The organism is Pseudomonas sp. BMS12 (assembly GCF_001592875.1).
In the GTDB taxonomy this organism is placed as follows: Bacteria; Pseudomonadota; Gammaproteobacteria; order Pseudomonadales; family Pseudomonadaceae; genus Aquipseudomonas.
In genome coordinates this window covers 64,852-88,319 of sequence record NZ_LSOF01000019.1, presented here as the reverse complement: position 1 = coordinate 88,319, position 23,468 = coordinate 64,852, and the positions used below count along the sequence as shown (strand labels likewise).

General features: G+C 65.6%; 17 protein-coding genes. 11 read left to right on the top strand and 6 right to left on the bottom strand.

All coding sequences use genetic code 11. The features are described 5' to 3' along the window. Positions 1–359 precede the first annotated feature (359 nt). Positions 360–1,712, bottom strand: a complete 1,353-nt coding sequence (mpl, locus tag AYB31_RS18255; RefSeq protein ID WP_068830328.1) for a UDP-N-acetylmuramate:L-alanyl-gamma-D-glutamyl-meso-diaminopimelate ligase — start codon at positions 1,710–1,712, stop codon at positions 360–362. Positions 1,713–1,918: 206 nt separating this feature from the next. Between mpl and AYB31_RS18250 the strand changes: the two genes are divergently transcribed. From AYB31_RS18250 to AYB31_RS18240, 3 genes are read left to right on the top strand one after another with little or no spacing between them, the layout of a single operon-like run. Then, on the top strand, positions 1,919–3,286 hold the full coding sequence (locus AYB31_RS18250; RefSeq protein ID WP_068830326.1) for a glutamine synthetase family protein: 1,368 nt from the start codon (positions 1,919–1,921) through the stop codon (positions 3,284–3,286). Positions 3,287–3,299: 13 nt separating this feature from the next. Further along, positions 3,300–4,688 (top strand): aldehyde dehydrogenase family protein, encoded by a 1,389-nt coding sequence (locus AYB31_RS18245; protein WP_068830324.1) that lies wholly within the window; start codon positions 3,300–3,302, stop codon positions 4,686–4,688. Between the two features lie 12 nt (positions 4,689–4,700). Beyond that, positions 4,701–5,861 carry an iron-containing alcohol dehydrogenase gene (locus AYB31_RS18240; protein ID WP_068830322.1) on the top strand — a complete coding sequence of 387 codons (1,161 nt, stop codon included), beginning with the start codon at positions 4,701–4,703 and terminating at the stop codon, positions 5,859–5,861. 369 nt (positions 5,862–6,230) lie between these two features. Here the strand turns inward: AYB31_RS18240 and AYB31_RS18235 are convergent, their stop codons facing one another. Then, positions 6,231–8,135: a sigma-54-dependent Fis family transcriptional regulator gene (locus AYB31_RS18235; protein ID WP_068830320.1), complete on the bottom strand. Its 1,905-nt coding sequence runs from the start codon at positions 8,133–8,135 to the stop codon at positions 6,231–6,233. 302 nt (positions 8,136–8,437) lie between these two features. Here AYB31_RS18235 and exaC point away from each other — a divergent pair, with 302 nt between their 5' ends. Then, a complete protein-coding gene (gene exaC, locus AYB31_RS18230) occupies positions 8,438–9,958 on the top strand; it encodes an acetaldehyde dehydrogenase ExaC (RefSeq protein WP_068830318.1) in 1,521 nt (506 codons plus the stop codon). A 115-nt stretch (positions 9,959–10,073) separates the two neighbouring features. Here exaC and qhpR read toward each other — a convergent pair whose 3' ends face one another. Further along, positions 10,074–11,111 (bottom strand): AraC-like transcriptional regulator QhpR, encoded by a 1,038-nt coding sequence (gene qhpR, locus AYB31_RS18225; protein ID WP_068830453.1) that lies wholly within the window; start codon positions 11,109–11,111, stop codon positions 10,074–10,076. A 258-nt stretch (positions 11,112–11,369) separates the two neighbouring features. On the opposite strand from qhpR, the gene eat reads away from it, so the two are divergent. From eat to ppa, 6 genes are all read left to right on the top strand, one after another. Then, positions 11,370–12,734 carry an ethanolamine permease gene (gene eat / locus AYB31_RS18220; RefSeq protein WP_068830316.1) on the top strand — a complete coding sequence of 455 codons (1,365 nt, stop codon included), beginning with the start codon at positions 11,370–11,372 and terminating at the stop codon, positions 12,732–12,734. A gap of 63 nt (positions 12,735–12,797) precedes the next feature. Continuing rightward, complete coding sequence (locus AYB31_RS18215; protein ID WP_068830314.1) at positions 12,798–14,192, top strand: ethanolamine ammonia-lyase subunit EutB; 1,395 nt, start codon at positions 12,798–12,800, stop codon at positions 14,190–14,192. Further along, the gene (gene eutC, locus AYB31_RS18210) at positions 14,189–15,040 is read left to right on the top strand and encodes an ethanolamine ammonia-lyase subunit EutC (RefSeq protein ID WP_082805353.1); all 852 of its coding nucleotides are present in this window, start codon (positions 14,189–14,191) and stop codon (positions 15,038–15,040) included. Before AYB31_RS18215 ends, eutC begins: the two co-directional genes overlap by 4 nt. 119 nt (positions 15,041–15,159) lie before the next feature. Then, positions 15,160–15,612, top strand: a complete 453-nt coding sequence (locus tag AYB31_RS18205; protein ID WP_068830313.1) for a GNAT family N-acetyltransferase — start codon at positions 15,160–15,162, stop codon at positions 15,610–15,612. Positions 15,613–15,660: 48 nt separating this feature from the next. Continuing rightward, on the top strand, positions 15,661–16,479 hold the full coding sequence (locus AYB31_RS18200) for a zinc-dependent peptidase (protein ID WP_068830311.1): 819 nt from the start codon (positions 15,661–15,663) through the stop codon (positions 16,477–16,479). A gap of 77 nt (positions 16,480–16,556) precedes the next feature. Beyond that, on the top strand, positions 16,557–17,084 hold the full coding sequence (ppa, locus tag AYB31_RS18195) for an inorganic diphosphatase (protein WP_068830309.1): 528 nt from the start codon (positions 16,557–16,559) through the stop codon (positions 17,082–17,084). Positions 17,085–17,139: 55 nt separating this feature from the next. On the opposite strand, the gene aspT is transcribed toward ppa, so the two are convergent. Both aspT and AYB31_RS18185 read right to left on the bottom strand, forming a co-directional pair. Then, positions 17,140–18,828, bottom strand: a complete 1,689-nt coding sequence (gene aspT, locus AYB31_RS18190; RefSeq protein WP_068830307.1) for an aspartate-alanine antiporter — start codon at positions 18,826–18,828, stop codon at positions 17,140–17,142. A gap of 64 nt (positions 18,829–18,892) precedes the next feature. Beyond that, a complete protein-coding gene (locus AYB31_RS18185; RefSeq protein ID WP_068830305.1) occupies positions 18,893–20,527 on the bottom strand; it encodes a mechanosensitive ion channel family protein in 1,635 nt (544 codons plus the stop codon). Between the two features lie 274 nt (positions 20,528–20,801). Here AYB31_RS18185 and AYB31_RS18180 point away from each other — a divergent pair, with 274 nt between their 5' ends. Beyond that, positions 20,802–22,091: an OmpP1/FadL family transporter gene (locus tag AYB31_RS18180; RefSeq protein WP_068830303.1), complete on the top strand. Its 1,290-nt coding sequence runs from the start codon at positions 20,802–20,804 to the stop codon at positions 22,089–22,091. Positions 22,092–22,148: 57 nt separating this feature from the next. Here AYB31_RS18180 and AYB31_RS18175 read toward each other — a convergent pair whose 3' ends face one another. Further along, positions 22,149–23,444, bottom strand: coding sequence for an adenylosuccinate synthase (locus AYB31_RS18175; protein ID WP_068830301.1), 1,296 nt, complete (start codon positions 23,442–23,444; stop codon positions 22,149–22,151). Positions 23,445–23,468: the final 24 nt, after the last annotated feature.

Genomic DNA, 23,468 nt, shown 5'->3' with positions numbered 1-23,468 from the left:
TTAACCTCCAAGAATCTGCAGGGAAAAACTGCGTAGCTACCCCTACAGCAGATGTATTTCGACCAGTTGCCTATCAACCGCATCTACAACCCAACCTAGCGGCCGGCCAATCTTCCCTTGAATATTTGGCTCAAGGAGTCGAAGGATCTCGTGAGCCTGCTGGACGGTGAGCCCATCCATCAGCGATACGACTCCCCAGGCCCTCGCCCGATCACTGCCAAGTTCATAGGGAGCGGAATCACGCGCTAATACGCGAATAACACAGTCTCGATGCGTCGAAAGCGTAAGGCTCGCCTTGCCATCACTACGGGAGGAAAGCTCAATCTTCACAGTTTCACTCCGCCCAGCCCAACCAACCTCTACTCCACCAGAGCCTTGGCCAACTTGCCATGCAGACCGCCGAAGCCACCGTTGCTCATGACCACCACCTGGGTGCCGGGCAGCGCCATGGCCTTGACCCCTTCGATGATGCCTTCCAGCGAGTCGCACACGACGGTGGGCACGGTGGAGCTGGCCACGGTGGCCGCCAGATCCCAGCCGAGGTTGGCCGGCGCGTACCAGAACACCTGGTCGGCCTGGGTCACCGAACCCGGCAGGCCGTCGCGGTGGGCACCGAGCTTCATCGAGTTGGAGCGCGGCTCGATCACCGCGATCAGCGGAGCATCGCCGATCTGCTTGCGCAGGCCGTCGAGGGTGGTGGCGATGGCGGTCGGGTGGTGGGCGAAGTCGTCATAGATGGTCACGCCGCGGACTTCGGCGACCTTCTCCATGCGCCGTTTGACGCTCTTGAAAGTGCTCAACCCGGCAACACCCAGCGCCGGCACCACGCCGACATGCCGCGCAGCGGCCAGGGTGGCCAGGGCGTTGGCCACGTTGTGCTGGCCGGTCAGTTGCCACTCCACCGTGCCTTCGACCTTGCCGTCGAACAGCACCTCGAAGCGCGAGCCGTCTTCGCTGAGCAGGCGCGCCTGCCACTGGCCACCCTCACCAGTGGTCTGCACGGGGGTCCAGCAGCCCATGTCGATCACCCGCTTGAGCGCGGTTTCGCTCTCCGGGTGGATGATCAGCCCCTCGCCCGGCACGGTGCGCACCAGATGGTGGAACTGCCGCTCGATGGCCGCCAGGTCGAGGAAGATGTCCGCGTGGTCGAATTCCAGGTTATTGAGGATCGCGGTGCGCGGGCGGTAGTGGACGAACTTGCTGCGCTTGTCGAAGAAGGCGCTGTCGTACTCGTCGGCCTCGACCACGAAGAACGGCGTGCCGCCCAGGCGTGCGGAAACCCCGAAGTTCTGCGGCACGCCGCCGATCAGGAAGCCCGGGCTCATGCCGGCATGTTCCAGCACCCAGGCCAGCATGCTGCTGGTGGTGGTCTTGCCATGGGTACCGGCGGCGGCCAGCACCCAGCGCCCCTGCAGCACGTGGTCGGCCAGCCATTGCGGGCCGGAGACATAGGGCAGGCCCTTGTTCAGCACATACTCCACTGCCGGGTTACCGCGGCTCAGGGCATTGCCGACCACCACCAGATCCGGTGCCGGCTCGAGATGGGCCGGCTCGTAGCCCTGCATCAGCTCGATGCCCTGGGCTTCGAGCTGGGTGCTCATGGGCGGGTAGACATTGGCGTCGGAGCCGGTGACGCGATGGCCCAGCTCCTTGGCCAGCACGGCCAGCGAACCCATGAAGGTGCCGCAGATGCCGAGGATATGAATGTGCATGAATGACCTCTGAATACCGGCCCCTGGGGCCCGGACGAAATTGGCCGCAGGTTAGCACAGCCGCCGTGCGCATCGGACTGGGGGTCGACTGGAGCGGTTCCGGATAGCGGCAGATTTTCGACTAGAGTCTATGGCAGCCGGCAAACCCGGCCCGTGTCCCGACAACAAGAATCAGGGTCAAGAAGACCCGCAAGGGAGTACTACGGATGACTGCCCCCCTCACCCTCGCCCAGCTGCGCCAGCACGCCGAGGCTGGCACCGTCGACACCGTCCTGGCCTGCATGGTCGACATGCAGGGCCGCCTCATCGGCAAGCGCTTTCAGGTCGAGTTCTTCCTCGACAGCGCTCACGAAGAGACCCACGGTTGCGACTACCTGCTGGCCGACGACATCGACATGGAGCCGGTGCCCGGCTACGCCGCCGCCAGCTGGAAGCGCGGCTACGGCGACTTCGTGTTCAAGCCCGACCTGGCCACCATGCGCCTGGTGCCCTGGCTGGAAGGCACCGCCCTGGTGCTGTGCGATATCCAGGACCACCACCACCAGGACCTGCCGCACAGCCCGCGCGGCATTCTCAAGCGGCAGATCGCGCGCCTGACCGAACGCGGCTACAAGGGCATGTTCGCCTCGGAGCTGGAGTTCTACCTGTTCGACCAGAGCTACGAGAGCATCCACGCCCAGCATTATCGCGACCCGCGCACGGCCAACTACCACATCGAGGACTACGGCATCCTGCAGACCATTCGCGACGAGCCGGTGCTGCGTGCCATCCGCAAGCACCTGCAGGCTGCCGGCATCGCCGTGGAAAACTCCAAGGGCGAATGGGGCCCCGGTCAGGAAGAGATCAACGTGCGTTACAGCGATGCGCTGACCATGGCCGACAGCCACAGCATCATCAAGCACGCCAGCAAGGAGATCGCCCTGCTGCAGGGCAAGGCCATCACCTTCATGGCCAAGTGGAACTACAACCTGGCCGGCTCCAGCAGCCATATCCACAACTCGTTGTGGAGCATCAAGGGCAACAAGCCGCTGTTCTACGACGCCAAGGCCGAGTTCGGCATGTCCAAGCTGATGCGCCAGTGGGTCGCCGGCCAGCTCAAGTACGCCAGCGACATCACCTACTTCCTGGCGCCCTACATCAACTCCTACAAGCGTTTCCAGGCCGGCACCTTCGCCCCCACCCGCGCGGTGTGGAGCAACGACAACCGTACCGCCGGCTTTCGCCTGTGCGGCGAAGGCGGCAAGGGCATCCGCATCGAATGCCGCATCGGCGGCGCCGACCTCAACCCATACCTGGCCTTCGCCGCGCTGATCGCCGCCGGCCTGGCCGGCATCGACGAGCAGCTGGAACTGCCAGCGCCCTTCTCCGGCGATGCCTACGAACACGACGAGCTGCCCGAGGTGGCCAAGACCCTGCGCGGGGCGAGCGATGCCCTCGAGCGTTCGAAGATGCTGCGCACGGCCTTTGGCGACGAAGTGGTCGAGCACTACCTGCACACCGCGCGCTGGGAGCAATTCGAGTACGACCGCCGGGTGACCGACTGGGAACTGCGCCGCGGCTTCGAACGTTACTAGCGGAGGACTGACGATGAACCATATCCGCCTGATTTCACCGGTCGATGGCAGCGTCTACGCCGAACGCCCACTGATCGGCAGCGCCGCCCTGGAACAGGCTCTGCACGAGGCTACCCAGGCGCAACGCGCCTGGCGCGAGCTAACCATCGAGCAACGCGCCAGCTACTGCCTGAAGGCGGTGGACGCCATGCTCGCCATGCAGGACGACATCGTCCCCGAACTGGCCTGGCAGATGGGGCGCCCGGTGCGCTATGGCGCCGGCGAACTGCGTGGCTTCGAGGAACGCGCACGGCACATGGTCGGCATCGCCGCCCGCGCCCTGGCCGATGTGGTGCCGCCGCCCAAGGACGGTTTTCGCCGCTATATCCGCCGCGAACCGCTGGGCACCGTGCTGGTGATCGCCCCCTGGAACTACCCCTACCTGACAGCGGTGAATGCCATCATCCCGGCGCTGATGGCCGGCAATGCGGTGCTGCTCAAGCATGCCAGCCAGACCCTGCTGGTCGGCGAGCGCTTCGCCCTGGCCTTCGAGCGTGCCGGCCTGCCCCACGGCCTGTTCCGCAACCTGGTGCTGGACCACGGCCAGACCGCCACCCTGATCGCCTCCGGCCAGGTGCAGCAGGTCAACTTCACCGGCTCGGTGAACGGCGGCAAGCTGATGGAGAGCGCCGCCGCCGGCCATTTCATCGGCGTCGGCCTGGAGCTGGGCGGCAAGGACCCGGCCTATGTGCGCGCCGACGCCAACCTGGCCCACGCTGTGGAAAACCTGGTGGACGGCGCCTTCTTCAACTCCGGTCAGAGCTGCTGCGGCATCGAGCGCATCTATGTGGACAAGGCGCTGTACCCGGCCTTCGTCGAGGGCTTCGTCGAGCTGACCAGGCAGTACGTGCTGGGCAGCCCACTGGAGCAGGCCACCACGCTCGGCCCGCTGGTACGCGCCCAGGCCGCCGAGTTCGTCCGCGGGCAGATCACCGAGGCCAAGGCCAAGGGTGCCAGGGCGCTGATCGACACCACTCACTTCGCGGGTGACGCGCCCGGCACCCCCTATATGGCGCCGCAGGTGCTGACCGAGGTGAACCACGAGATGGCGGTGATGCGCGAGGAAAGCTTCGGCCCGGTAGTCGGCATCATGCCGGTGGCCAGCGAGGCCGAGGCCATAACCCTGATGAACGACAGCCCCTACGGCCTCAGCGCGGCGATCTGGACCGGCGACCTGGACGCCGCCGAGCGCATCGGCCAGCAGCTGGAAACCGGCACCGTGTTCATGAACCGCTGTGACTATCTCGATCCGGCCCTGGCCTGGACCGGGGTCAAGCACACCGGCCGTGGCGCCACCCTGTCCAGCCTGGGCTACGAGCACCTGACCCGGCCCAAGTCCTTCCATCTGCGTCACCAGCTCTGACAGGAGTCCGCCATGAGCAAGACCGCCAACTGGAACTACCCCACCTCGATACGCTTCGGTGTCGGCCGCATCCGCGAGCTGCCGGAGCTGTGCCAGAGCGTCGGCATGCAGCGCCCGCTGCTGGTCACCGACCGCGGCCTGGCAGGTGCGCCGATCACCACCGCCGCGCTGGACTCGCTCAAGGCCGCCGGCCTCGGCGCCGCACTGTTCAGCGAGCTCAAACCCAACCCGGTCGGCGCCAACCTGGAGGCCGGCCTGGCCGCCTACCATGCCGGCAAGCACGACGGCGTGGTCGCCTTCGGCGGCGGCAGCGGTTTGGACATGGGCAAGCTGATCGCCTTCATGAGCGGGCAGAGCCGCCCCGTGTGGGACTTCGAGGACATCGGCGACTGGTGGACCCGTGCCGATCCCAAGGGCATCGCGCCGATCATCGCCGTGCCGACCACCGCCGGCACCGGCTCGGAAGTGGGCCGCGCCGGCATCCTCACCGACGAGCGCACGCACACCAAGCGCATCATCTTCCACCCGCTGATGATGCCGAAGATCGTCATCAGCGACCCGGCGCTGTCCGTCGGCATGCCGGCCTTCATCACCGCCGGCACCGGTATGGACGCCTTCTCCCACTGCCTGGAAGCCTACTGCGCACCGGGTTTCCACCCCATGGCCGAGGGCATCGCCGTGGAAGGCATGCGCCTGGTGCAACAGTCGCTGGTGCGCGCGGTAAAGACGCCGGACGACCTCGACGCCCGCGCCGACATGCTGGCCGCCGCTGCCATGGGTGCCACTGCCTTTCAGAAGGGCCTGGGCGGCATGCATGCCCTGGCCCACCCCATCGGCGCGCTGTACGACAGCCACCACGGCATGACCAACGCCGTGCTGATGCCCTACATCCTGAAGTTCAACCGCTGCGTGATCGAGGAGCGCATCACCCGCCTGGCCGCCTGGCTGGGCCTGGCCAATCCCGGCTTCGACAGCTTCCTCGAACTGGTCATGCAGCTGCGCCGCGACAGCGGCGTGCCGCACAGCCTGGCCGAGATGAAGGTGACCGACGAGCACGCCGCGCTGGTGGCCAAGATGGCGGTGGTCGATCCCTCCGCCGGCGGCAACCCGCGCGAACTGACCGAAGCCGACTGCGCCAAGCTGTTCGACGACGCCTTGCACGGCCGCCTCTGAGGCGCTGAATGAAAAAACGCCAGGCCTGTGCAACGCAGGCCTGGCGGCACCTGGGGCAAGCCCCGAACAGCTTGTCCACAGCCTTACCCAGGGTTTCTGTGGGCAAGCGGCGAAAGGTGCCTGTGGACACATCACTGACTGAAAATCGCCCAACCGAGTACAACGCCCACAACCTCGGGCGCAGCACCATCTGCGCACAACTTATCCACAGACTGGCACACAGTTACTGTGTTTAACCTCAGCGCCAAGTCACTGAATATGCTCGAAATTCGACCATCCCGCGGCAGCCCTTATGGCGCCTGGGCAAGCACCGGCTGCCGACAGCTTATCCACAGCTTCATCCACGTCAGCTGGGGGTAACTGAATCGCTCAGCCGTGACGGCGAATACCGTGGCGCTGCAGCTTGCGGTACAGGGTGTTGCGGCTGATGCCGAGCTCCGCCGCCACCCGGCTGACGTGCCAGTGCTGCGCATTGAGCAGGCGCAGTAAGGTGTCGCGCTCGGCCTGGGCCAGGGGATCTTCGGTCAGTGCAGAGACCGGCCACTGCGGCGCAGCCGCACGCAGTTCGCCGGGCAGATCGTCGAGGCCGATCCAGTCGTCCTCGCACAACGCCAGCAGCGTGCGCAGCACGGTGCGCAACTGGCGCACGTTGCCCGGCCAGGGGTAGTCCAGCAGGGCCTGGCGCGCCGCACGATCGAGGCGCACGTTCAACCCTTTGCCCTCCTCGGCCAGCAATTGATCGAGCAGGGCCTCGCGGTCCTCGCGCTCGCGCAGCGGCGGCAGGCGCAGCTGCAGGCCGTTGAGGCGGTAGAACAGGTCTTCGCGAAATTGCCCCGCGGCGACCAGAGCGGCCAGGTCGCGATGGCTGGCGCTGATCAGACGCAGGTCCACCGGCTGCGCCTCCAGCGCGCCGACCGGCACCACCGCGCGCTCTTCCAGCACCCGCAGCAGCCGGGTCTGCATGGCCAGCGGCATGTCGCCGATCTCGTCGAGAAACAGGGTGCCGCCGTCGGCCTGCTGCAGCTTGCCGCGCATGCCCTCCTTGCGCGCACCAGTGAAGCTGCCGCCGCGGTAGCCGAACAGTTCGCTCTCGATCAGCGCCTCGGGGATCGCCGCGCAGTTGATCGCCACGAACGGCTTGCCGCGCCGCGAGCAGGCCTGGTGCAGGGCGCGGGCGAAAGCCTCCTTGCCCGCGCCGGTTTCGCCGCCGATCAGCAGCGGCACGTCCCGTTCATAGACCTTGAGGCCGCGACGAAAGGCCTCGGCGAGCTGGCCATCCTGCAGGCACAGGCCTGGTGCCTGGGCCGGCACGGCGCGCGGCGCCAGCGCCGCCGGCGTGCTGCGCCGTTGGCCACGCAGCATGGCGTGCAGCAACTGGCCGTCGTGGGTACGCAGCGGCCAGGCTGCACCGGGCTGCGGCGAGGCACGGGCGAACAGCTCGTCGAGCGGTACATCGAACAGGGTCTCCAGCGAGCGCCCGAGCAATTCGGCGCGGGCCATGCCGAGCAGGTTCAGCGCGCTCTGGTTGGCCGCGCGCACCCGGCCTTCGCCGTTGAAGGCCAGCAACCCCTCGCTGAACAGGCCGATGTACTCGGCCTGGGCATGGAAGCGCAGCAGCCACTCGTTCTCGTAGCTGCGCAGGAAATAGCAGCCCTCGATGGCCTTGGCCGACAGGTTGACCAGCGCCATGGTGTGGAACTGGCTCTGCCGCGACACATCGCGGCGCGCCGAGGACACGTCGAGCACCGCCAGCAAATCGCCATGCGGATCGAACACCGGGCTGGCCGAGCAGGTCAGGCCGGTGTGGCGCGAGCGAAAGTGTTCGTCCTGGTGGATGGTCAGCGGCTGGCGCTCGACCAGGCAGGTGCCGATGCCGTTGGTGCCCTCGCAAGCCTCGCTCCAGTCGGCGCCCAGCCACAGCCCGGCACGCTCGAAGGTGCGCTGCTCGGCCTGCTGGGTCACGCAGTTGAGGATCACCCCGCGCGCGTCGGTGAGCAGCACGGCATTGCCGGAGCCGGCCAGCTGCCGATGCAGGCTGCTCATCTCGCCGTTGGCGATCTCCAGTACCTGGCGCGAGCGCTCGCGGCATTCGAGCATGCGCGCGTGCTCCAGCACGGCCGGGGCCATGGCCTGGGCCGGGTCGAGATGGTGCTGCTCCAGGCAGCGCAGCCAGGAGCGCGCCACCGAGGGATCTGCCGCGGGGCCGGCCAACGCCGCCCCGCTCTGCGCCACGTTCAGCACGCGCTGCACGTGGCGGTTCTGTTGAGTGCGCATTGTTATTGTTCTCCGCTGCGGGAATTCGGGAGGCACCCCAGACCCGCGTTCCGGCAGCATCCTCCAGCATTCAGGGCAATGCAACGGCGAAGTGACCAGTGAGTCTCCGACTGTCCCGTTAATGGGACAAAGTGTCACCCCGCCCTGTACCAGGCCTGACACTGCAGCCCACCGCCCACCTCCAAGCCACACGCGCAGCCCTAGTGCCGCGCTGGATACGGCCCACTGGCCCAGCGCTTGCTCTGTTCCCATCAGCGTCTCGACGCACTCCCGAACAAGCACAAGAGCCAGGAGAATTCCCCATGATCTATGCCCAACCCGGCACCCCCGGCGCCATCGTTTCCTTCAAGGCGCGCTACGGCAACTTCATCGGCGGCGAGTTCGTCGCCCCGGTAGGCGGCCGGCACTTCACCAACATCTCGCCGGTCAACGGCCAGCCGATTGCCGAGTTCCCCCGCTCCGACGCCGCCGATATCGACAAGGCGCTGGACGCCGCCCATGCCGCCGCCGATGCCTGGGGCCGCACCAGCGCGCAGGAGCGCTCCAACGTCCTGCTGAAGATCGCCGACCGCATCGAAGCCAACCTGGAATTGCTGGCCGTCACCGAAACCTGGGACAACGGCAAGGCCGTGCGCGAAACCCTCAACGCCGACATCCCCCTGGCCGCCGATCACTTCCGCTACTTCGCCGGCTGCATCCGCGCCCAGGAAGGCGGCGCCGCCGAGATCGACGCCGGCACTGTGGCCTATCACATCCACGAGCCGCTGGGCGTGGTCGGGCAGATCATCCCGTGGAACTTCCCACTGCTGATGGCCGCCTGGAAGCTCGCTCCGGCCCTGGCCGCCGGCAACTGCATCGTGCTCAAACCGGCCGAGCAGACACCGCTGGGCATCAGCGTACTGATGGAGCTGATCGGCGACCTGCTGCCGGCCGGCGTGCTCAACGTGGTGCACGGCTTCGGCAAGGAAGCCGGCGAGGCGCTGGCCACCAGCAAGCGCATTGCCAAGATCGCCTTCACCGGCTCCACCCCAGTCGGTTCGCACATCCTCAAGTGCGCGGCGGAGAACATCATCCCCAGCACCGTGGAGCTGGGCGGCAAGAGCCCGAACATCTACTTCGAGGACATCATGCAGGCCGAGCCGGCCTTCATCGAGAAGGCCGCCGAAGGCCTGGTGCTGGCCTTCTTCAACCAGGGTGAGGTGTGCACCTGCCCGTCGCGCGCGCTGGTGCAGGAGTCCATCTACCCGACGTTCATGGCCGAGGTGATGAAGAAGGTCGCCGCGATCAAGCGCGGCAACCCGCTGGACACCGAAACCATGGTCGGCGCCCAGGCCTCCGAGCAGCAGTTCGACAAGATCCTCAGCTACCTGGAGATCGCCAAGCAGGAAGGCGCCGAGGTACTGACCGGCGGCGGCGTGGAGAAGCTTAGCGGCGACCTGGCCAGCGGCTACTACGTGCAGCCGACCCTGCTCAAGGGCCACAACAAGATGCGCGTGTTCCAGGAGGAGATCTTCGGCCCGGTGGTCGGCGTCACCACCTTCAAGGACGAGGCCGAGGCCCTGGCCATCGCCAACGACACCGAGTTCGGCCTCGGCGCCGGCCTGTGGACCCGCGACATCAACCGCGCCTACCGCGTGGGCCGGGCGATCAAGGCCGGTCGCGTATGGACCAACTGCTACCACCTGTATCCGGCGCACGCCGCCTTCGGTGGCTACAAGAAGTCCGGCGTCGGCCGCGAGACCCACAAGATGATGCTCGACCACTACCAGCAGACCAAGAACCTGCTGGTCAGCTACGACATCAACCCGCTCGGCTTCTTCTGAGTCATCCAAGCTAGACAGCGCCGCCTGCGGGCGGCGTTGTCATATCTGCCGGCTGAAAACCTGTTTTCAACGACGCCTGGCCGACGGCCGACGCGCAGCAGTCTTTGGACCGGTTTCAGCCGTCGCGCCACTGCCGCGGACTGACGCCGAACCAGCGGCGGAACGCCCGCGAGAAGGCGCTGGTTTCCGAGTAGCCGAGCAGCGGCGCCAGTTCGGAGATCGGCCGGCGCTGACGCAGGTAATGCACGGCCAGCTCGCGACGGGTCTGCTCGACCAGTTGGGTGAAGCTAAGGCCGGCATCGCGCAAACGCCGCTGCAGCCCCAGCGCAGTCATCCCGAGCTGCTCGGCGATCAGCTCCAGGCCCGGTTCGCCGCGCACCAGCGCCAGGCGAATCTGCGTGCTGGCATCTTCGACCAGGCTCGGCCCGGCATCCTGCTCGCCCAAGCGGCGAATCACGTCCTGCACCAGGAACAGCAGGTTGGCGTCGCGTTCTGGCATCAGCCGGCCCTGCAGGTCACCCTTGGACACCAGCAGCGAGTTGCACGGCCGGGCGAACTGCACCGGCGCACCGAATACCTCGACATGCTCCTGCCACTGTTCCGGCCGGCGGTGCTCGAAGGTTACCGCGCGTGGCGCCCAGTCTTCGCCGAGCACATGGCGCAGCAGGTTGGCGACCATGCCCATGGTCAGTTCGGCGTCCTGACGGCGGTCGAGAATGGCATCGTGCTGCACCTGGTAGTCGAAACGGTAACACTCGCCGCAGTCGACCAGGCGAATCAGGCTGCTGTGCTGGTGATAGGGAAAGGCCGCGGCGAAGTTGCGCAGGGCATCTTCCAGGGTCTCCGAACACAGCCCCACATACCCCAGCAGGCCCAGCGCCCGCGGACGGAACTGCTGGCCGTAGCGCAGGCCGAAATTGTCGCAGCCGGACTGCCGCGCTGCCTCTTCCAGCACCTGGCAGTAGCTGGTCAGCGGCAGGCTGAGCGTGGGGTGGCGCAGTTGCTCCGGGTCGATGCCGGCGCGGCCGAAGACCCGGTCGAGATCGCCGCCCTGGCCGGTGATGAAACCGTCCAGACCACTGGCGGCGGCCGACAGCACACCGACATTGCTGGCGGGGTTGAGACTGGCACTGGCGAACAGGGATTGGCTCATGGCATCGGCCGCGCTGGTAAAAGGATGAAACACTTAAGCAAATGCCATGCCTCGACCACACCGACCGCTCGATAAAACCGCTAACGGCGAATTGCCCCAATGCAGGGCAGAACCCTCGAACCGAGCCCCGCCTCGGCGCGCACCGATTTGACCGCAGATGACCGAGACGGTCGGCCAGGGTCAAGTTCCACCGCCCCCCACGCCCTACCATCGACCTCAGTCAACCGCGCATGCCCCCTGGGCAGAGGAATGAGAAAAATGACGACGAAACTGAAACCGACATTGGGAACCTTGCATCTCTGGGGCCTCGCCGTGGGCCTGGTTATTTCCGGCGAATACTTCGGCTGGAGCTATGGCTGGGGCACCGCCGGCACCCTGGGCTTTTTGATCACCGCGCTGATGGTCGCGGCCATGTACACCTGTTTCATCTTCAGTTTCACCGAGCTGACCACCGCCATACCTCATGCCGGCGGCCCCTTCGCTTACAGCCGCCGAGCCTTCGGTGAGCGTGCCGGGCTGATCGCCGGCCTGGCCACGCTGATCGAATTCGTCTTCGCCCCGCCGGCCATCGCGATGGCCATCGGCGCCTATCTCAATGTGCAGTTCCCCGAACTGGACCCACGCCACGCCGCGGTCGGCGCCTACCTGGTGTTCATGACCCTGAACATCCTCGGCGTCAGCATCGCTGCTACCTTCGAGCTGGTGGTCACGGTACTGGCGGTCGCCGAGCTGCTGGTGTTCATGGGCGTGGTGGCGCCTGGCTTCAGCTTCAGCAACTTCGTGGTCGGCGGCTGGGCCGGTAGCGACAGCTTCGGTCTGCCGGCGATCTCCGGCATCTTCGCCGCCATCCCCTTCGCCATCTGGTTCTTCCTCGCCATCGAGGGCGCGGCCATGGCCGCCGAGGAAGCCAAGGACCCCAAGCGCACCATCCCGCGCGCTTATATCAGCGGCATCCTGACCCTGGTGTTCCTGGCCATCGGCGTGATGGTGATGGCCGGCGGCGTCGGCGACTGGCGCGAGCTGTCGAACATCAACGACCCGCTGCCGCAGGCGATGAAGGCGGTGGTCGGCGACAACTCGACCTGGCTGCACATGCTGGTGTGGATCGGCCTGTTCGGCCTGGTGGCCAGCTTCCACGGCATCATCCTCGGCTACTCGCGGCAGTTCTTCGCCCTGGCCCGCGCCGGCTACCTGCCGGCCGGCCTGGCCAAGCTGAACCGTTTCCAGACCCCGCACCGGGCGATTCTCGCCGGCGGCGTGATCGGCATCGCAGCGATCTACAGCGACGGCCTGATCAACCTGCAGGGCATGAGCCTGACCGCAGCGATGATCACCATGGCGGTCTTTGGCGCCATCGTCATGTACATCATGAGCATGCTCAGCCTGTTCAAGCTGCGCCGCAGCGAACCCAACCTGGAGCGCGCCTTCAAGGCGCCGGGCTACCCCGTAGTGCCGGGCATCGCCCTGGTCCTGGCGCTGGTCTGCCTGGTCGCCATGGTCTGGTTCAACACGCTGATCGCCGCAACCTTCCTTGGTCTGATGGCCGCCGGTTTCCTCTACTTCCAGTTCACCGCCCATCACCGCGCCAACGCGCCGACCGATGCGCTGCTGAGCCAGGCCTGAGGCAAACCCGTCCAGCCCCGCCGGCCAACGCCGGCGGGGCACGTTCATTGCAGGAATCACGGCATGAGCAGCTATTCCCACACCGTCGACGGCAACACCTGGCGCTTCGACAGCCTGCGTGAAGTCATGGCCAAGGCCAGCCCGGCGCGCTCCGGCGACTACCTGGCCGGCGTCGCCGCGGGTAGCGACGTCGAGCGGGTGGCCGCGCAGATGTGCCTGGCCGAGATCCCGCTCAAGCGTTTCCTCGACGAGGCGCTGATCCCCTACGAACAGGACGAAGTCACCCGCCTGATCATCGACGGCCACGATCGCGCCGCTTTCGCCCCGGTCAGCCATCTCACGGTCGGCGGTTTTCGCGACTGGCTGCTCGGCGAGGCCGCCAACGAAACCAGCCTGCGCGCCCTGGCCCCGGGCCTGACGCCGGAGATGGCCGCCGCCGTGTCGAAGATCATGCGCGTACAGGACCTGGTGCTGGTGGCGCAGAAGATTCGCGTGGTCACCCGCTTTCGCAATACCCAGGGTCTGCGCGGGCGCATGTCCACTCGCCTGCAGCCCAACCACCCGACCGACGAGCCGGCCGGCATCGCCGCCAGCATTCTCGACGGCCTGCTCTACGGAAACGGCGACGCCATGCTCGGCATCAACCCGGCCAGCGACAGCATCGCCGCGATCAGCGAGATGCTGCGCATGCTCGACGGCATCATCCAGCGCTACGAGATTCCCACCCAGGCCTGCGTGCTGACCCACGTCACCACCTCGATCGAGGCGATCAACCGCGGCGTGCCGCTGGATCTGGTGTTCCAGTCCATCGCCGGCACCGAGGCGGCCAACGCCAGCTTCGGCATCAACCTGGGCATTCTTCAGGAAGGCTACGAGGCCGGCCTGTCGCTGGCCCGCGGCAGCCTGGGCAACAACCTGATGTACTTCGAAACCGGTCAGGGCAGCGCCCTGTCGGCAGGCGCTCACCACGGCGTCGACCAGCAGACCTGCGAGACCCGCGCCTATGCGGTGGCCCGCCACTTCAAGCCGTTCCTGGTCAACACCGTGGTCGGCTTCATCGGCCCCGAATACCTGTACAACGGCAAGCAGATCATCCGCGCCGGCCTGGAAGACCACTTCTGCGGCAAGCTGCTGGGCCTGCCGATGGGCTGCGACATCTGCTACACCAACCACGCCGAGGCCGATCAGGACGACATGGACACCCTGCTGACCCTGTTCGGCGTGGCCGGCATCAACTTCATCATGGGCATCCCCGGCTCCGATGACGTGATGCTCAACTACCAGACCACCTCCTTCCACGATGCGCTCTACGCGCGCCAGACCATGGGCCTGAAACCCGCGCCGGAATTCGAGGCCTGGCTGCAGCGCATGGACATCCTGCGCCAGCACGACGGCCGCCTGGAGCTGGGCCGGCAACTGCCCGCGCCCTTCCGCAAGGCCCTGGAGCAACTGGCATGAGTGCATTCGTCGACAGCCAGGGCGAGCTGCAGGACGCCAGCGTCGTCAGCCTGGAACCCGAGGCAACGGTAATCGCCAATCCCTGGCAGGCTCTGCGCCGCCTGACCCCCGCGCGCATTGCCCTGGGCCGTGCCGGCACCAGCCTGCCGACCCAGGCGCAGCTGGATTTCCAGCACGCCCATGCCCAGGCCCGTGATGCCGTACATCTGGCCTTCGATCACGCCAGCCTGGCCGCCGGCCTGGCCGAGCGCGGCCACAGCTGCCTGCACCTGCGCAGCGCCGCTGCCGACCGTCATATCTACCTGCAGCGCCCGGACCTGGGCCGGCGCCTGCACCCGGATTCCGCCGCCCTGCTGCGCCAGCAACCGCAGGGCCATGACCTGGCCATCGTCATTGCCGACGGCCTGTCGGCCCTGGCCGTGCAGCGCCACGCCCTGCCCTTTGTGCAGCGCCTGGAAGAACTGACGGCGGCCGAGGGCTGGAGCCTGGCGCCGGTCACCCTGATCGAGCAGGGCCGCGTCGCCGTGGCCGACGAAATCGGCGAGCTGCTGGGTGCGCGCATGGTGGTGATCCTGATCGGCGAACGCCCCGGTCTCAGCTCGCCGGACAGCCTCGGCCTGTACTTCACCTGGGCGCCCAGGGTCGGCCTGACCGATGCCTACCGCAACTGCATCTCCAACGTGCGCCTGGAAGGCCTGAGCTACGGCGTGGCCGCGCACAAGCTGCTGTACCTGATGCGCGAGGCCTGCCGCCGCCAGCTGTCCGGGGTCAACCTCAAGGACGAAGCCCAGGTGCCCAGTCTCGCCCCCGGCCTGGAGGGGCCACGCAATTTCCTGCTGGATTCATAAGCAGATCAAACGCTCGCTTGGATTGCGCTTTCCAGCCGCTTTAGGGCAGCATCGGGCCTGACCACTGGCACAGCATCTGCATCGCCAGTCACTCCAGTCCACTGACACCGAGGCCTGCCATGCGCATTGTCCAAGCCACCCTGGAGCACCTGGACCTGCTGACCCCTCTGTTCATCAAGTACCGTGAGTTCTACGGCGAACTGCCTTTCCCCGACTCCTCGCGCAAGTTCCTCGAGACCCGTCTCAAGCGCAAGGAATCGATCATCTACCTGGCCCTGGCCGACGACGAAGACAAGCTGCTCGGCTATTGCCAGCTGTATCCCAGCTACTCCTCGCTGTCGCTCAAGCGCGTATGGATTCTCAACGACATCTACGTGGCCGAAGACGCCCGCCGCATGCTGGTCGCCGACCGCCTGCTGCAGACCGCCAAGCAGATGGCCAAGGAAACCCAGGCCGTGCGCATGCGCGTGGCCACCAGCGTGGACAACGAAGTGGCGCAGAAGACCTACGAATCCATCGGTTTTCGCGTCGACGAGCGCTTCAAGAACTACACCCTGGAACTCGGCGACTGACAGTCGCCGCACCATCAAGGGGCAAGACTCCCCGCAGAGAACCGCCCCATGTGGTCATTCCGCGCCTGGCGGCGCCGGCGCATCCTCTCCCGCTCGCCCTACACCACCCGCCACTGGCATGAGGTGCGCGGGCGCCTGCCCATCCTCGATGGTTTGAGCGAGGCGGAAGAACAGCGCCTGTTCCAGCGCGCGATCCTGTTCCTGCACCACAAGCGCCTGACCGCTCTGCTCGGCGTCGAGCTGGATGAACTGGATCGCCTGACCCTGGCCGCTATGGCCGAACTGCCGCTGCTGCACCTGGCGGACCTGGACTGGTACCAGGGTTTCCACGAGATCGTGCTGTACCCCGACGACTTCGTCAGCCCGCAGCGTCACCGCGATGCCGCCGGCATCGAGCATGAATGGGACGCCGAACACAGCGGCGAGGCCTGGCTGCAGGGCCCGGTGATCCTCGCCTGGCCGGGCGTGCAGAGCAGCGGCGGCTGGGACGCCTACAACCTGGTGATCCACGAGCTGGCGCACAAGCTGGACATGCTCAACGGCGACGCCAACGGCCTGCCGCCGCTGCACCGCAATATGTACATCGAGGCCTGGGCCACGGCCATGCAGAGCGCCTACGAGCAGCTGAATGCGGTTCTCGACGCCAATCCCGAAGCTCACACCGAGATCGACCCGTACGCGGCGGAGAATCCGGCGGAGTTCTTCGCCGTCACCAGCGAGTACTTCTTCAGCGCCCCCGACCTGCTCGCCAGCGCCATGCCCGAGGTCTACCGACAGCTCGGTCTGTTCTACCGCCAGGACCCACTCGCACGCCTGCTGCGGCTGCAACAGGATCATCCGGACTATCGCGACACGACCAACGGATAAGCATGCGCCCGTGGTATCGCCACGGGAATGTGCCTATAATCCGCGCACTTTTTTAGGCCCACCCTGGGGAGTCGCCCATGAGCTACAGCAAAGTCCCGGCCGGCAAAGACGTGCCGAACGACATCTACGTCGCCATCGAGATCCCGGCCAACCACGCGCCGATCAAGTACGAGATCGACCACGACACCGACTGCCTGTTCGTCGATCGCTTCATGGCCACCCCGATGTTCTACCCGGCCAACTACGGTTTCATCCCGCACACCCTGGCCGACGACGGCGACCCCCTGGACGTGCTGGTCGTGACCCCCTACCCGGTCGCTCCGGGCTCGGTCATCCGCTGCCGTCCGGTTGGCGTGCTGAACATGACCGACGAAGCCGGCGGTGACGCCAAGCTGATCGCCGTCCCGCACGACAAGCTGACTCAACTGTACGTGGACGTGAAGGAATACACCGACCTGCCGGCCCTGCTGCTGGAGCAGATCAAGCACTTCTTCGAGAACTACAAGGATCTCGAGAAAGGCAAGTGGGTCAAGGTCGAAGGCTGGGGCAACGCCGACGAAGCCCGCGCAGCAATTCTGAAGGCGGTTGCGGCTTACCAAAAATAAGCCAATACCACCCCCTGAAGGCCGGCCACAAGCCGGCCTTTTTATTGCCTGCGATTCAGGCCGTGAGCGCGATGATCACCGGCCCACAGACCGCCAATAGCACATTGGAGATGGCGTAGCAGACGGTGAAGCCGATCACCGGGGTGTTGCTGCCGGACTGGTCGATGATCTTGTTCATCGATGCCGCCTCGGTCTGCGCCCCGGCCAGGGCGCCGAGCAGGATCATGGGATGCAGGCGCAGGATGTAACGCCCGAAGTACAGCGTCACCAGCGGCGGCAAGAGCGTCACCACCACGCCGGAAACCAGTATCGCCACGCCGTGCTCCGCCATGGCAGTGATCGCCGCCGGGCCGGCCAGCAGACCCACCACCGCACCGAAGGCGGTCAGACCGAACTCGGAGAAGGCCCATTGCGCGGCGGGCGGCATGGCGCCAAGTTCGGGGTGACGCGAATTGAGCCAGCCGATCACCAGCGCCACCACCAGTACGCCGCCACCGATCCCCAGCTCCACCGGAATCATGCCGACATGGGTCGAGACCAGCCCCAGCAACGAACCCAGGGCCATGCCCATGGCATGCACGGCGATATCGGTTCGGTAGTTCTTCTTGCGAGTCCGCCCCAGGCGCGCAGCCAGCCCCTCGACGCTGACGGTACGGCCTGCCAGCGAAATCACGTCACCCCGACGCAGCACGGTGTCGGGCAGCAACGGCAGATCCAGCCCCTGGCGGGTGATGCTGCGCACGAAGCAGCCCATGCGCTCGACACCGACCAGCTGCGACTTGATCTGGTGAATGGTGTGTCCGACGAACTCCTTGCTGGTCAGCACGATTTCGGCTTCTCGGGTCGGGAATGACATCGACTCCGGATGATCGACTTCCGCGCCGATCCAGCCAGCCAGCTCGCCGACCGCCTCACGCAGGGCATAGACCCCCAGGATGTCGCCATCGAGCAGTACCAGGGCCGTATCGCGCTCCAGCACCTGCCCATCGCGCACCACGCGCTCGACGCTGAAGGCCGGATGCAGGGCCTCCACCGCGGCAATGGTCTGGCCTGCTGCCGAATGCCCGTCCTGCACCCTATGCGCTCGCACCACGATCCGGGTGTAGGGCACGGTGATGGCATCCTCGGCCTTGGCGATGCCCAGCTCCAGCTCCAGCTCGCGAGCCGAGCTGCGCACATCGATACCGAGCAACTTGGGTGCCACGCTTCCGACGAAGACGATCAGCCCGATGGTGCCGAACAGGTAGGTGATGGCATAGGCAATGGCCATGTGGCTGTTGAGCTCGGCCTTGGCCGCGCTGCTGATGTCCAGATGACTGATGGCACTGCTGGCGGTGCCCATGATCGCCGTGTCGGTCAACGCCCCGGCCCCCAGCCCGGCGGTAAAGCCGGCATCGAAGCGGTATATCCAGAACATCAACAGGATGCTGCCCAGGGCCGTGGCACAGAGCACCACCGACAACACGACCAGTTTCAGGGTGCCGCGGTTGAGGCTGCCGAAGAACTCCGGCCCGCTCTTGAAGCCGATAGCGTAGATGAACAGCACGAAGAACACCGACTTGAGCACATGCGGCACCTCCAGACCGATCTGGCCGATCAGCAGCCCCATCAGCAGCGCACCCGCCACCGAGCCCAGGTGGAAGCTGCCCAGGTGCAGGCGACCGATCAGTACGCCCAGGGAAATGGCCAGGAATACGGCAATTTCCGGGGTTGCCCGCAGCACGTCGAAAATGAACTCGAACATTGACTACTCCCTATCGTCGGCACCTTGTGCCTGAATGACGCTGATCGACCCTTCCTGCACCGCTCTAGCTATCCGGTGACTCCTTGGCAGGGGCGGCGTACCACTTCTCGCGCGGCACCAGCTTGTCGCTCTGCGGATCGCCCAGGTAATGCGGCGACATGATCTGTACGCCGTATTCGTTGAACACGTCCTGAATGTTGGCGTGCAGCACGCTTAGCAGTTCGGCGCGCGGACGCGGCATGCTGGGCACGGCCTGTGCGACCAGACGGTACTCCGGGTAGAAGTCCGACAGTGCGGTCTGGAACACCTGCGGCGCCGGATTGGCCAGGATTCCTTCGGTTCGGCGTGCAGCTTCCAGCAGCATGGCCTCCACCTGGCGCCAGGGCGTGTCGTAGCCGATGGTGACCACCGTATCCACCACGTAACCCTCACCGCTGACGGTACGCGAGTAGTTCTTGGTTACCGAGCCGGTGATCATCGAGTTTGGAATGGTCAGCATCTCGCCAAGCCCGGTACGGATGGTGGTGGTGAACATGCCCATCTCGGTCACCGTCCCCTCATGGCCGCCCACCTGGACGAACTCGCCGGGCCGCAGGGTGCGCGAGTAGGTCAGGATCAAGCCCGCCGCGGCCTGGCCGACCACGCTGGACGCACCCAGCGAAATCATCAGGCCGATCAGCACCGAGAGCCCCTTGAATGCCTCGGTACCGGCCCCCGGCAAATAGGGATAGGCCATGGCCAGGGCGAACAGCCAGATGGCCAGCGAGGTAAGACGGGTGGTCGGCTGCAGCGTTTCGTGGCTCAGCCAGCTGATGGTGCCCGGGCGCGCCATGCGCTTGAGCAGGCTGCGCATGAAGTCGCTGATGCCACGGGCGATGAAGAAGATCGCCACGGCCACGGCCAGACCCGGCATGGCGCCGAGAATGCCATCAAGCAGATAGCGCGCCATCTGCAGCAGGTGGATATTGAGGCTCTCGCCCCAGGGTCGGGTATAGGGGAACTGCGACAGCACGAAGCTCAACCACTGGTAGCTGAACAGCAGCACCAGCGCCCAGTACAACAGCCACAGCAGGCGATCGACCAAGTAGTAGAGGTTCTGCATGTCGATGATCTGCGTATGCCCCACCTGAAGCAGGTGGGTGTGACGCTGCATCACCTTGGGAATCAGATCGAGCAGTTTGCGCCGGACGAAGCGCACTGCTCGCAACAGACCGATAAAGAGCAAGGTAGCCACTGCCGAGAAGCCGGCAGCCTTGAGCAGGAAGCGCACATTGCGCGCCTCGCCGTTTTCCATCACGACCAGGCGCAGGTTCTCGGCGGCCGCTTCCGCCGCCTCGCGCACCGAATTCTTGCCAGCCTCGAGGTCCTGCGGCGTGACGATGAAGGCACGTCGGTAGCCCAGCAGCACCAGATAACTCTTCTGGATCGGGTCGATACTGACCTGCAGGTCCTCATCCCCTGCCAGCGCCTCGTCTATCACAGCTCGCGCGCGCCGCGACCGCAGTTCCGGCGTCTCGCCCAGCAAGGTGCCGCGAAAAACAATTACGCTACGGTTGGCGATCTTCAGCTCCGCAGCCTCCGCCGGTGGCGCTGCAGCGGCCTTCTGCTCTGCCGTCTCAGTCGTGTCTGCCGCCAAGGTCAATGCCGACCAGAATATGCCCATTGCCAGGGCACCCCATGTACACATCCGACTCCCCATGACACTTACCCCAGAGGTTTGCGAGCCTTATCTGCACAGGGGCTAGCGCCCTGTGACACTCCATTGCACAGCTGAATCTCAAGAGTAGCGCAGCTCGGACAACACGCATGGCGACGGGCCTGGCTAGCGATCTGCCCGAGTCGAACGGCCCTGGCCTGCGGTGTGGATGAGAAGGCTTTCTGGTGAACGCCTGCTACTTTTCTTGGGGGGCCCATCCAAGCACTGATGCCTCGCTGAGCCGTATCAACCGCATGCACCACAAGGAGTGCTCAACATGCCGGGACACTACCGCCCAAACCGACGCATTCTCTGCGCGGCACCTCTGCTAATAGCATCCGGCCAGCTCTGGGCCGGCGGCATCATGATCTACGAAGCCGGCAACGAAGGCTCCGGCCTGGCCAATGCCGGGGCGGCCGCGCTGGCCAGCGACCCCAGCGTACTGATGAACAACCCCGCGGGCATCATGGAACTGCCCGGCACCCAGGTGGCGCTCAATGCCCAGGTGATTCTTGGCGACATCAGCTTCTCCCGCGATGGCAACAATGACTTCTCCGGCAACGAAGGTGGCAACATCCTCAAATACCTGCCCGGCAGCAGCTTCTTCATCAGCCACCGACTCAACGAGCGAGCCAGCATCGGCTTCGGGATGTACGGCAATTTCGGCCTGGCCGTGGACTACGACGACGACTGGGCCGGCCGCTACTTCACCCAGGAGTCGGCCATTCTCGGCCTGTCGCTGCAGCCGACCTATGCCTACAAGGTCAATGACGACCTCTCCATCGGCTTCGGCCCGCGTCTGATGTACGGCTACTTCCGCACCGAGGTGGCGATCAACAACAACCTGCTGGGCCTGGCGGACCGCGAGGACGGCCAACTGGAGTACAAGGACACCGATGTCGGCCTCGGCTTCAATATCGGCGCGCTCTACCGCCTCAACGAGCGCACCCGTATCGGCCTCGCCTACACCAGCAAGGTCGACCTGGAGTTCGACGACAAGGCCAGCCTCGACAACATCAACAACCCGCTGCTGAACCTGGCGCTACGCCGTGCCAATCCCGACGGCCTCGAGATCGACGTGACGGTGCCGCAGACCGCCGTACTCAGCCTGGCCTATGACCTAGACCCACAATGGAAGCTGCTGGGTAGCCTCGGCTGGCAGGACTGGAGCGAATTCGGCAAGTTCGGTGTGGAAGTGGACGCGGACCTGGCCAACACCGATACCAGTGTCGACCGCCAGTACAAGGACACCTGGCATGCCTCCCTCGGCACCCAGTATCAGGCCACCCGCCAGCTGCGTTGGAGCATGGGCCTGGGTTACGACAGCTCGGCCGTCGATGACGATGACCGCACGGCGGACAACCCGATGAGCGAGACCTGGCGGCTGGCCACCGGCATCAACTACGCCGTGGATGAAGGCTTCGATCTGCACCTGGCCTACACCCTGGTCTGGCTGGGCGATATGGAGATCAGCCAGACCAAGAAACGCTCCGGCGACAGCCTGTCCGGCAGCTACGACAACAGCGCCCTGCATATCCTCGGCGGGGGCGCTGTCTGGCGCTTCTGAACGCAGACGCCAGGCACAAAAAAGGCCGCATCAGCGGCCTTTTTCATTACTACAGCATCAGCCGAACGGGTGACGCAGCACGATGGTTTCGTTGCGATCCGGGCCGGTGGAGATGATGTCGATCGGCGCGCCGACCAGTTCTTCCACACGTTTGATGTAGTTGCGGGCGTTGACCGGCAGCTCTTCCAGGCTCTTGGCACCGAGCGTGGACTCACTCCAGCCAGGCATCTCCTCGTATACCGGCTGCAGGCCGATATAGCTGTCGGCATCGGTCGGCGCATCGACCAGCAGGTTGCCGGCGGCATCCTTGTAGCCCGTGCAGATATTGATGGTTTCCAGGCCATCCAGCACGTCCAGCTTGGTCAGGCACAGACCGGAAATACTGTTGATCTCGATGGCACGACGCAGGATCACGGCATCGAACCAGCCGCAACGGCGGGCGCGACCGGTGGTGGAACCGAACTCATGCCCACGCTTGGCCAGGAAGGCACCGGTTTCATCGAACAGCTCGGTCGGGAACGGACCGGAACCGACGCGCGTGGTGTAGGCCTTGGTGATACCGAGGATGTAATCCAGGTACAGCGGGCCGAAGCCGGAGCCCGTGGCGGTACCACCAGCGGTGGTGTTGGAGCTGGTGACGTAGGGGTAGGTACCGTGGTCGATGTCCAGCAGCGAGCCCTGGGCACCTTCGAACATGATGTCCTTGCCGGCGCGACGCAGCTCGTGCAGGTCGGCAGTCACGTCGGTCATCATCGGGCGCAGCAGCGCGGCGAAGGCCATGCACTCGTCCAGAGTGGTCTGGAAGTCGACCGCCGGCTCTTTGTAGTAATTGGTCAGAACGAAGTTGTGATAGTCCAGCAACTCGCCCAGCTTGGAAGCGAAGCGCTCACGGTGGAACAGATCGCCGATGCGCAGACCGCGACGAGCAACCTTGTCCTCATAGGCCGGGCCGATGCCGCGACCGGTGGTGCCGATCTTGGCATCGCCACGGGCCTTCTCGCGCGCCTGGTCCAGTGCCACGTGATAAGACAGGATCAGCGGGCAGGACGGACTGATACGCAGGCGCTCGCGCACCGGTACACCCTTCTCTTCCAGCTTGGTGATCTCGCGCATCAGGGCGTCGGGGGCAACCACCACACCATTGCCGATCAGGCACTGCACGTTCTCGCGCAGAATGCCGGATGGAATCAGGTGCAGCACGGTCTTCTCACCGTCGATAACCAGCGTGTGACCGGCGTTGTGACCACCCTGGTAGCGCACCACGGCGGCGGCCTGCTCGGTCAGCAGGTCGACGATCTTGCCCTTGCCCTCATCACCCCACTGGGTGCCCAGGACCACGACATTCTTACCCATAACACTTGTCCTCTCTAGGAAAGC